The following is an 11,088-nucleotide window of genomic DNA, read 5'->3' on the forward strand; positions in this document are numbered from 1 at the left end:
AATGCAGTGGTTGGCAAGGCTGTTTAGTTGTCGTAACCCAGGTTCGGCGCCAACCAGCGTTCGGTCACGCTCAACTCCTGGCTTTTACGCGAGGTGTAGCTCTGCACCTGGTCCTTGTCGACCTTGCCCACGGCAAAGTATTGCGCCTGCGGGTGAGCGAAGTACCAGCCGCTGACCGCGGCCGCCGGGAACATCGCGTAGTGTTCGGTGAGGAACACACCGCTGCGGCCTGCGCGCATTTCCTGGGCCTCTGGATCGAGCAGGGCGAACAGCTGGGCTTTCTCGGTGTGGTCCGGGCAGGCCGGGTAGCCCGGTGCCGGACGGATACCGCTGTACTGCTCCTTGATCAGTGCCTCGTTATCCAGCGTTTCATCCTTGGCATAACCCCAGTAGTCTTTACGCACCTGCTGGTGCAGCCACTCGGCGCAGGCCTCGGCCAGGCGGTCGGCCAGGGCCTTGACCATGATCGAGTTGTAATCGTCGCCGGCGTCCTGGTAGGCCTTGGCCACTTCTTCGGCGCCAATCCCCGCAGTGGTGATGAAACCACCCACGTAGTCAGTCACTTCACTGTCCTTGGGCGCGACGAAGTCGGCCAGGGAGAAGTTCGGCTTGCCGTCGGTCTTGATGATCTGCTGGCGCAGGTGATGCAGCTTGGCCATCGGCTTGCCGTCATCGCCATAGAGCTCGATGTCGTCGTCATGCACCTGGTTGGCCGGCCAGAAACCGAACACCGCGCGGGCGCTGATCAGCTTCTCGTCGATCAGTTTGCTGAGCATTTCCCGGGCATCTTTGTACAGCGAGGTGGCGGCTTCACCGACCACTTCATCCTGGAGGATGCGCGGGAACTTGCCGGCCAGGTCCCAGGAGATGAAGAACGGCGTCCAGTCGATGTATTCGGCCAGGACATTGAGGTCGATGTTGTCCAGCACCCGGGTGCCGGTGAAGGTCGGCTTGACCGGCGTGTAGCTCGCCCAGTCGAATTGCGGCTTCTTGGCGATGGCCGCGCCATAGCTCAGGCGCTCGGTACGGGCACTGCGGTTGGCGGTGCGTTCGCGAACGTCGATGTAGTCCAGGCGGGTTTTCTCGACGAAACCGGCCTTGAGCTCCTTGGACAGCAACTGCGTCGCCACGCCCACGGCGCGGGAGGCGTCGGTGACGTAGATCACCGCATCGTTGCTGTACTTGGGCTCGATCTTCACCGCCGTGTGCGCCTTGGAGGTGGTGGCGCCACCGATCATCAACGGCAGGTGGAAGTCCTGGCGCTGCATTTCGCGGGCAACGTGGACCATCTCGTCCAGCGACGGGGTGATCAGGCCGGACAGGCCGATGATGTCGCACTTCTGTTCCTTGGCCACCTGCAGGATTTTCTCTGCCGGCACCATCACGCCGAGGTCGACGATGTCATAGCCGTTGCAGCCCAGCACCACGCCAACGATGTTCTTGCCGATGTCGTGCACGTCGCCTTTCACCGTGGCCATCAGGATCTTGCCCTTGGCTTGCGGTTTGTCGCCTTTTTCCAGTTCGATGAACGGGATCAGGTGCGCCACGGCCTGTTTCATCACGCGGGCGGATTTCACTACCTGAGGCAGGAACATTTTGCCGGCGCCGAACAGGTCGCCGACGATGTTCATGCCGGACATCAGCGGGCCTTCGATCACTTCGATCGGGCGGGCGAAGGACTGGCGCGATTCTTCGGTGTCTTCGACGATGTGGGTGGTGATGCCTTTGACCAGAGCGTGCTCCAGACGCTTGTTGACGTCCCAGTTGCGCCACTCTTCGGTCTCGGCTTCCTTGACACTGCCGTCGCCCTTGTACTTGTCGGCGATGGCGAGAAGGGCGTCGGTGCCTTCCGGTGTGCGGTTGAGGATCACGTCTTCCACGGCGTCGCGCAGTTCTGCAGGGATCTGGTCGTAGATCTCCAGTTGACCGGCGTTGACGATGCCCATGGTCAGGCCGGAACGGATCGCGTACAGCAGGAATACCGAGTGGATCGCCTCGCGCACCGGGTTGTTGCCACGGAACGAGAACGACACGTTGGACACGCCGCCGGAGGTCAGCGCATACGGCAGCTCGTCACGGATGTAGGCACAGGCATTGATGAAATCGACGGCGTAGTTGTTGTGTTCTTCGATACCGGTGGCGACGGCAAAGATGTTCGGGTCGAAGATGATGTCTTCCGGCGGGAAGCCCACTTCGTTGACCAGAATGTCGTAGGAACGTTTGCAGATTTCTTTCTTGCGCGCTTCGGTGTCGGCCTGGCCGGCTTCGTCGAAGGCCATCACCACCACGGCGGCGCCGTAGCGCTTGCACAGCTTGGCGTGATGGATGAACTGCTCGACGCCTTCTTTCATGCTGATCGAGTTGACGATGCCCTTGCCCTGGATGCATTTGAGGCCGGCTTCGATCACTTCCCACTTGGAGGAGTCGATCATGATCGGTACGCGGGAGATGTCCGGTTCGCCGGCAATCAGATTGAGGAAAGTCACCATGGCCTTCTTCGAATCGAGCATCCCTTCGTCCATGTTGATGTCGATCACCTGGGCGCCGGCTTCGACCTGCTGCAGGGCGACTTCCAGGGCTTCGGTGTAGTTGTCTTCGCGGATCAGACGGGCGAACTTGGCGGAACCGGTGATGTTGGTGCGCTCGCCGACGTTGACGAACAGCGAGTTGCGATCGATGGTGAACGGTTCGAGGCCCGAGAGGCGGCATGCCTTCGGAATGTCCGGAATCTCGCGCGGCGCATAACCGGCCACGGCCTTGGCGATGGCTTCGATGTGGCCCGGCGTGGTGCCGCAGCAACCACCGACGATGTTGAGGAAGCCGCTCTGGGCGAACTCTTCGATGACCTTGGCGGTTTCCGACGGCAATTCGTCGTACTCACCGAATTCGTTCGGCAGGCCGGCGTTCGGGTGCGCGGAAACGTGGGTGCCTGCCTTGTTCGACAGTTCTTCGAGGTACGGGCGCAATTCGCGGGCGCCGAGGGCGCAGTTCAGGCCGACGGAAATCGGCTTGGCGTGGGCCACGGAGTTCCAGAACGCTTCGGTGGTCTGGCCCGACAGGGTGCGGCCCGAGGCGTCGGTGATGGTGCCGGAAATCATGATCGGCAGCTCGATCCCCAGTTCCTCGAACACGCCTTGTACGGCGAAGATCGCGGCCTTGGCGTTGAGGGTGTCGAAAATGGTTTCGATCAGGATCAGGTCGGCACCGCCTTCGATCAGGCCTTTGGTGGACTCGGTGTAGTTTTCCACCAGTTCATCGAAGGTCACGTTGCGGTAGCCGGGGTTGTTCACGTCCGGGGACAACGAGCAGGTGCGACTTGTAGGACCGAGCACGCCGGCGACGAAGCGTGGTCGGTCCGGGGTTTCCAGGGTCTTGGCGTCGGCAACCTTGCGCGCCAGGCGTGCGCCTTCTACGTTTAACTCATACGCCAGGCCTTGCATGCCATAGTCAGCCAGGGAGATCTGGGTGGCGTTGAAGGTGTTGGTTTCCAGAATGTCGGCGCCGGCGTCCAGGTAGGCTTTTTCAATGCCGCCAATCACATCCGGGCGAGTCAGTACCAACAGGTCGTTGTTGCCTTTGACATCGCTTGGCCAGTCAGCGAAGCGTTTGCCACGGTAATCCTGCTCTTCGAGCTTGTAGCTCTGGATCATCGTGCCCATACCGCCATCGAGAATCAGGATGCGCTCTTTGAGGGCGTGCTTGAGAGCTTGAAGGCGAACGCTGCGATCGGACATTTGGACTACTCGGTAAGGCCATGACGAAGGGCCGGGATGATAGCAAACCTGTGCGCTTTTGGAGCATGGCTCGAATTTGCATGAATATCGTTCATGTTGGTAAGGATGACAGACCGGTAGAATCGCGGCGTTTTTTCAGGATTCAGGACCAGGGACATGTCGTATCGCTTCGTCATCAGCACATTGCTGCTGTTTTTAAGCTGGGGCGCCGTGGCGCAAGGCCCGGCGATTTCCACTGCCATTTCACCTGCTATTTCTTACAGCCGCGACATTCAACCGATCTTCACTGAAAAGTGCGTGGCCTGCCACGCCTGCAACGACGCCGCCTGTCAGCTCAACCTGGGCAGCGGCGAGGGCGCGACACGGGGCGCAACCAAAGTCCCGGTCTACGACGGTGACCGCCGCCAGGCCGTTGCGCCGACCCGACTGTTCTATGACGCCTCCGGCAAACAGGCCTGGCAGCAAAAAGGCTTCTATTCGGTGCTCGATGCCCAGGGCAGCCAGGCTGCATTGATGGCGCGGATGCTGGAGCTTGGCCACAAAACTCCGTTGCAACCCAACGCGAAGCTGCCGGAAGACATCGTCCTGGGCCTGAACCGGGAAAACATGTGTGCCATGCCCACGGAGTTCGACGACTACGCCGCCAAGCATCCGAAGGAGGGCATGCCACTGGCAGTGACCGGCCTGACCGACCAGCAGTACCAGACGCTGCAACGCTGGTTGGCGGCAGGCGCGCCGATCGATCAGCAAGCGCTGGCGCCGAGTGCCAGGGAAGCCCTGGAGGTGGTGCAATGGGAAAACCTGCTCAATTCGCCGGGCGCCCGGGAAAGTCTGGTGGGGCGCTGGCTGTTCGAGCACTGGTTCCTCGCCCATCTCTACTTCAAGGACGGCGAGCCTGGGCATTTCTTCCAGTGGGTGCGTTCGCGCACCCCGACCGGCCAGCCAATTGACCTGATCAACACCCGTCGCCCGAACGATGATCCGGGTACGCAGTTCTACTATCGCTTGTGGCCGGTTCAGGGCGTGATCGTGCACAAGACCCACATCACCTATCCGCTGAGTCCGGCGAAGCTGGCGCGGGTCAAGAGTCTGTTCTACAGCGGCAACTGGCAGGTCGACGCATTGCCGGGCTATGGACCGCAGAGCCGGGCCAACCCGTTTGCCACTTTCGAAGCGATTCCGGCCCAGGCGCGCTATCAGTTCATGCTCGATAACGCCGAGTACTTTGTGCGCACCTTTATCCGTGGGCCGGTGTGTCGTGGTCAGATCGCCACGGACGTGATCCGCGATAATTTCTGGGCGCTGTTCCAGGCGCCCGAGCACGACCTGTATGTCACCGATCCGAACTATCGCGGGCAGGCCACGCCGTTGCTGGCGATGCCGGGGCAGAATGACGACGTCGGCAGCGTCCTGAGCCTGTGGCACGACTACCGCGACAAGCGTAATGAATACGAAGCCTTGCGCCGGGACAGCTACGCCGATCAGCCTGCGCCGAGCTGGTCGACCCTGTGGGCCGGCAACGACAACGCGTTGCTGAGTATCTTCCGCCATTTCGACAGCGCTTCGGTGACCAAAGGCCTGATCGGCGAGGTGCCGCAAACGATATGGCTGTTCGACTATCCGCTGCTGGAGCGCACCTACTATCAACTGGCGGTGAACTTCGATGTGTTCGGCAACCTGTCCCACCAAGCCCAGACGCGCTTGTATTTCGACCTGATCCGCAACGGCGCCGAGCAGAATTTCCTGCGCCTGATGCCCGCCGATTCTCGGGATGGCTACCTTGACGACTGGTATCAGAACAGTGGCAAATTCAAGATGTGGCTCGACTACGAGACCATCGATGACGACTCGCCGACCGCGCTGAAACTCAATCCGGCTGATCCCAAGCGTGACTTTGCCAATCAGTTGCTGGCCCGATACGGCGACCTTAATGCCAGGCCCGACCCGATCAATCGCTGCGACGGCGCTTACTGTTCGCGGCCGAACATCGATCCGGACCTGCAAAATGCCGAGCAGGCGCTGAGCCGTCTGACTTCGCGTCCGGCCGCCGGGCTGAAGGTCATCGATCAGTTGCCGGAAGCCACTATGTTGCGTATCGAAACCAGCAGCGGCAAGCGTGAGGTCTACAGCCTGTTGCGTAACCGTGCCCACAGTAACGTGGCGTTTTTGCTCGGTGAATCGCTGCGCTATCAGCCGGGACTCGACACCCTGACGATTTTCCCTGGCGTGCTGAGCAGCTACCCGAACTTCATGTTCAACATCCCGGCCGGGCAAGTGCCGGCGTTCGTGGATGCGATGGAAAGCGCCAAGGATACCGACAGCTTCGAGAAAATCGTCGAACGTTGGGGCATACGCCGCAGTCATCCGCAATTCTGGCCTTATTTCCATGACCTGAGTCGCTACATCCACGAAAACGATCCGGTGGAAGAGGGCGTGCTGGACATGAACCGCTACGAGAACCTCTGACAGGACGCAGATCCCCTGTGGGTGTGGAGCCCCCTCGCCACAAAAGCCCGCTCACACAGGGTGATTGGTGTTTCTTTTCCCGACAAAAATACTAGGACTTTGTCCGGCGCGTTGATTGGCGTAAACTGCGCCCAAGCCTGCGAGGAGTTTCCATGACCGCTATTACCATCACTGACGCCGCCCACGATTACCTGGCTGATCTGCTCTCCAAGCAGAACACCCCGGGCATCGGCATCCGCGTCTTCATCACCCAGCCTGGCACCCAGTACGCCGAAACCTGCATTGCCTACTGCAAGCCGGGCGAAGAAAAACCCGAAGACACCGCGCTGGGGCTCAAAAGCTTCACCGCGTACATCGACCACTTCAGCGAAGCCTTCCTGGACGATGCCGTTGTCGACTACGCCACCGACCGCATGGGCGGCCAGCTGACCATCAAGGCGCCAAACGCCAAGGTACCGATGGTCAACGCCGACAGCCCGGTCAACGAGCGCATCAACTACTACCTGCAAACCGAGATCAACCCGGGGCTGGCCAGCCACGGTGGTCAGGTCAGCCTGATCGATGTGGTCGAAGACGGCATCGCTGTCCTGCAGTTCGGCGGTGGTTGCCAGGGCTGCGGCCAGGCCGACGTGACGCTGAAGGAAGGCATTGAGCGCACTCTGCTCGAGCGCATCCCGGAGCTGAAAGGTGTTCGCGACGTGACCGACCACACGCAGAAAGAAAACGCCTACTACTAAGGTGTTCGCTGCGAAACGAAAAAACGGCGCTGTGGCGAGGGAGCTTGCTCCCGCTTGATGGCATAGCCATCACAAAATCAGTCAATGCATTTTCCCGTGATGAATGCGTTGGCTGATGTTGGGACCGCTTTGCGGTCCAGCGGGAGCAAGCTCCCTCGCCACAGGTGCTTTCAGGGTCTGTAGAGATGCGCATGCCCCGCGCGATACAGTGACGACTCGCTGAAGTTATCGCTGCCCAGCACCCGACCCACCAGAATCAACGCCGTACGGCGAAAGCCCTTGGCTTCAACCTTCCCGGCAATATCCTCAAGCGTGCCCACCACCCAATCCTGATCCGGCCAGCTCGCACGGTGAACCACCGCAATCGGGCAATCGGCGCCGTAATGGGGTAGCAGTTCTTCAACGATCTTCGCCAGGTGATTAACCCCCAAATGAATCGCCATGGTCGCGCCGTGCTGCGCCAGGCTGGAGAATTCCTCTCCGGGAGGCATGGCGGTCTTGTCGGCGTAGCGCGTCAGGATCACGCTTTGCGAAACGTCCGGCAGCGTCAGTTCTGCGCCCAAAAGCGCTGCGCAAGCGGCTGTGGCCGTCACGCCGGGTACGATTTCGAACGCAATGCCCAGCTCACGCAGATAGCGAATCTGCTCGCCGATGGCGCCATACAGGCTCGGATCGCCGGAGTGCACCCGGGCCACATCCTGGCCTTTGGCGTGGGCAGTCTTGATCAGGTCGATGATCTGTTCCAGGTGCAGTTCGGCGCTGTTGACCACTTGTTCGGCACAGTGACCTTCCAGTACGGCGGCAGGCACCAGGGAACCGGCATAAATGATCACCGGGCAGCTGCGAATCAGCCGCTGGCCCTTGACGGTAATCAGTTCGGGGTCGCCGGGACCTGCGCCAATGAAGTAGACGGTCATCGTCGGTTCCTGTGGGGAAAAAGGGGCTGAACAGGGCTTCAGATGAAGAATGTTCATGATCAAAGCGGGGGATTATCGGTTTTTTACGCAGCGCCGGCCAATGCCAGGGTTGCCTGGGCGTATTTTTGTCGTGGAATCAGCAGTTTTGCCGGGGCCTGGGCCAGTTGTTCGGCCAGGGCCAGTGCGGCGCTTTCCGCCACGCCGTAGCAACCGGTGCGTTCAAAGGCTATTTGCGATTGATGACTGAGTTGCGGTTCATAAACGGCCAGTTGTTCACTGCTGAAATACATCAATTCCAGGCCAAGCTGCTGAGCCAGTTCGATTAACGCAGGTTCGTCGCGCTTCGAATCGATGCTGGCCAGCGCCTTGATTTCATGACGAGCAATCTGGTGTGCCTCCAGCGCCTGATCGAGCAGCGCCAGCAACGTGCTGACAGGGCAGCCGCGCTGGCAGCCCAGGCCGACCACCAGGGTCGGCGCTGTGCTGATATCCGTCATGCGTGGTACTGGCCATCGCTTTTGCGACGGAACAACCAGGCGCTGATCAGGCCCAGGGTCAGCCAGAACGCCACGTTGGTCAGTTGCGAAGCGATTTTGAACTGGGCTTCCAGCGCCTCTGGAGCGAGCATCGAATGCACCTCCGGTTGCGGCGCGCCAATCACATGGGGAACGGCGAGGATCGCCGCGCCGAGGACTTTCATCAGCCAGTGACGGCTGAATACGATCAGGGCGATACCGACGGCAGTGGACGCGGCCGTACCGATCCACCACAGTTGCCGCTGTGCCAGATCGGCGGCGGCAGTACCTGGCAGTTCCGGTGGCAGGCCGAGGGTCGGTGCGAGCACGAAGGTCGCGTAACCGGCCAGGCCCCAGAGCAGGCCCTGCGAGGTTTTGGTCGGCGCACGCAAGGTGTACAGGCCGGCCAGCATCAGGGCGAAACCGACGGCCACCACCAGGTTACCGCCGGTGGTCGACAGCACGCGCTGCCAGCCGTCTTCCGGCTCCCAGGCTTGCGCATCGTGGGTGTGGGCAGCCATCGCACCGTCGGCGTGTTCATGCATTTCAACAGCGGCCGGTTCGGCTTTTTCGTAGGTCTCGGCCTGCAAAATCAGCGGGGCGACCCAGAAGCTTTGCAGCAGGGTCAGCAACAGGGCGGCCAGCAGCCCGGTGAAACCTGCGGTTTGCGCAATACGCTTGATCATGTCGACAGCTCTCAATGGCACGGGAACGCGGAGCTGTGACGGGTATCGTGGGCGGCGTTGTGCACCGCTTCGATGTGCGAGAAACCGGCAAAATACACAAGGCACGCGCCCAGGATCGACGCGCAGATGGCGGTGGCCAGACGTTGGGTCAGGGTTGAGGTGGTGCTCGCGGCTGTGTGTTCGGCGCTGCTGATGATCGACATGGCGTTTCCCTCTGGTCTGTCAGCGGGGAATAAGAGCGCATGCAAAAACCCGCACGACCAGGCGCGCAAGGTTTCGAACAGCGCCCGCCCACCGCGGGTTTGTTGGTTCAGTGATCGTACTGGTCACTTTGTGTTGCGGGCCGGTCTCCGGGCTCACGAGGGGCAAAGGCTTGGGCCTGAACCTGAAAGCGTCACCTTCCCATGCCGTAGTGGCGCAGTGGATCTGATGCTTCGCTCGCTTACCGTTGCGGGGGCAGCACCGGACTGACATGGCTTAAGAGTAAAGCACATGATTCACCGGTTTCCCGTTTCACCCTGTGAAGGGCACCCGTAACAAGGTGTGTAGGAGAGCATGGCCGGGGGTTGGGCGTCAATTGGCAAGGGTTCGCATTTAAGGTTCGCCACAGGGATCGCAAGCATTGACCCGCCCCAAGACCATGCGTAGCCTTGCGCTTTCGAGGTTCTTCGGCGTTTGTCGAAGCTAAGAAGGGAACGCGGTCGATGCCGCGGCTGCCCCCGCAACTGTGAACGGTGATGTTCGTTGCCACGCCACTGCAGGCTCAATCCATGAGGCCGGCGGGAAGGCGCAGCGAATGCCAGGCTCAAGGCCGGCACACCGTCAGCCAGGAGACCTGCCTCGTCACAGATTCTCACTTTCAACCGGGCGGGGTGATCCGGTGGCGAACTCTTCAGGCATGCGCGTCCGCGTTGCCGGTCGTCGTCCCGTATGCCCGCCACATTAGCCATAGGGCATCCGATGAAAACACTGGCCAAACTCCCCGTCACCATCGTTACAGGCTTTCTCGGCTCGGGTAAAACCACGCTGCTGCGGCACATGCTCGACAACGCCCAGGGTCGCCGCATCGCGGTGATCGTCAACGAATTTGGCGAGTTGGGCATTGACGGCGAAATCCTCAAGCAGTGCTCCATCGGTTGCACCGAAGAAGAAGCCAACGGCCGTGTCTATGAACTGGCCAACGGTTGCCTGTGCTGCACCGTCCAGGAAGAATTCTTCCCGGTGATGCGCGAACTGGTGGCCCGTCGCGGCGATCTTGACCACATCCTCATCGAAACCTCCGGTCTGGCCCTGCCCAAGCCGCTGGTGCAGGCCTTCCAGTGGCCGGAAATCCGCAGTGCCTGCACGGTGGATGCGGTGATCACTGTGGTCGACAGCCCGGCCGTGGCCGCCGGCACCTTCGCTGCGTTCCCGGATCAGGTCGACGCTCAGCGCAAACTAGACCCGAACCTGGACCACGAATCGCCGCTGCACGAACTGTTTGCCGACCAATTGGCCAGCGCTGACCTGGTGATCCTTAACAAAACCGACCTGATCAACCCGGCGGACCTGGCCCGCGTGCGTCTGGAAGTCGCCGAGGAATTGCCGCCAGCGGTGAAAATCGTTGAAGCCAGCAGCGGTCGCCTGCCGCTGGACGTGCTGATCGGCCTGGGTGCCGGCTCCGAAGAACACATCGACAGCCGTCACAGCCACCACGACCATCATCACGATGGCGACGACGATCATGATGACCACGATCACGACGCCTTCGATTCGATCTCCATCGAACTGCCGCAAGCCGACGAAAGCCTGCTGCTGGATGCGCTGACCCAACTGGTGGTCCAGCACGGCATCCTGCGGGTCAAGGGTTTTGCGGCGATCCCGAACAAACCGATGCGCCTGCTGATCCAGGGCGTGGGCACGCGTTTCGACAAGCATTTCGACCGCCAGTGGGGCGCCGAAGAAGCGCGAGTCACCCGCCTGGTGCTGATCGGCCAGGAACTGGACGCCACTGTTCTCGAAGCGCAATTGCGCGCCGCGCTCAGCGTGTAAGC

Annotated in this window: 8 protein-coding genes and 2 riboswitches; of the genes, 3 read left to right on the forward strand and 5 right to left on the reverse strand. The window is 60.9% G+C overall.

Annotated features, from left to right (window positions below):
- Nucleotides 1-23: 23 nt before the first annotated feature.
- Nucleotides 24-3,734, reverse strand: coding sequence for a methionine synthase (gene metH, locus KGA96_RS19410; RefSeq protein ID WP_223464407.1), 3,711 nt, complete (start codon nt 3,732-3,734; stop codon nt 24-26).
- Between the two features lie 156 nt (nt 3,735-3,890).
- Here metH and KGA96_RS19415 point away from each other — a divergent pair, with 156 nt between their 5' ends.
- Together KGA96_RS19415 and nfuA are read left to right on the forward strand one after the other, a co-directional pair.
- Nucleotides 3,891-6,200, forward strand: a complete 2,310-nt coding sequence (locus KGA96_RS19415) for a fatty acid cis/trans isomerase (protein WP_046038489.1) — start codon at nt 3,891-3,893, stop codon at nt 6,198-6,200.
- A gap of 152 nt (nt 6,201-6,352) precedes the next feature.
- Nucleotides 6,353-6,937, forward strand: coding sequence for a Fe-S biogenesis protein NfuA (gene nfuA / locus KGA96_RS19420; RefSeq protein WP_007912592.1), 585 nt, complete (start codon nt 6,353-6,355; stop codon nt 6,935-6,937).
- Nucleotides 6,938-7,107: 170 nt separating this feature from the next.
- Here nfuA and cobM read toward each other — a convergent pair whose 3' ends face one another.
- From cobM to KGA96_RS19440, 4 genes are all read right to left on the reverse strand, one after another.
- The gene (cobM, locus tag KGA96_RS19425; protein ID WP_046038486.1) at nt 7,108-7,854 is read right to left on the reverse strand and encodes a precorrin-4 C(11)-methyltransferase; all 747 of its coding nucleotides are present in this window, start codon (nt 7,852-7,854) and stop codon (nt 7,108-7,110) included.
- 83 nt (nt 7,855-7,937) lie between these two features.
- Complete coding sequence (locus KGA96_RS19430) at nt 7,938-8,351, reverse strand: cobalamin biosynthesis protein (RefSeq protein ID WP_046038484.1); 414 nt, start codon at nt 8,349-8,351, stop codon at nt 7,938-7,940.
- Nucleotides 8,348-9,055, reverse strand: a complete 708-nt coding sequence (locus KGA96_RS19435) for a CbtA family protein (RefSeq protein ID WP_046038482.1) — start codon at nt 9,053-9,055, stop codon at nt 8,348-8,350. The genes KGA96_RS19430 and KGA96_RS19435 overlap by 4 nt, the downstream gene beginning before the upstream one ends.
- 11 nt (nt 9,056-9,066) lie before the next feature.
- On the reverse strand, nt 9,067-9,258 hold the full coding sequence (locus tag KGA96_RS19440) for a CbtB domain-containing protein (protein ID WP_046038480.1): 192 nt from the start codon (nt 9,256-9,258) through the stop codon (nt 9,067-9,069).
- A 120-nt stretch (nt 9,259-9,378) separates the two neighbouring features.
- Nucleotides 9,379-9,605, reverse strand: a riboswitch (cobalamin riboswitch).
- 94 nt (nt 9,606-9,699) lie between these two features.
- Nucleotides 9,700-9,913, forward strand: a riboswitch (cobalamin riboswitch).
- Nucleotides 9,914-10,015: 102 nt separating this feature from the next.
- Here KGA96_RS19440 and cobW point away from each other — a divergent pair.
- Nucleotides 10,016-11,086, forward strand: coding sequence for a cobalamin biosynthesis protein CobW (gene cobW / locus KGA96_RS19445; RefSeq protein WP_317850351.1), 1,071 nt, complete (start codon nt 10,016-10,018; stop codon nt 11,084-11,086).
- The last annotated feature ends 2 nt before the right edge of the window (nt 11,087-11,088 follow it).

Origin of the sequence: Pseudomonas sp. GL-R-26, assembly GCF_019947365.1 — a bacterium.
Taxonomy (GTDB): Bacteria; Pseudomonadota; Gammaproteobacteria; order Pseudomonadales; family Pseudomonadaceae; genus Aquipseudomonas.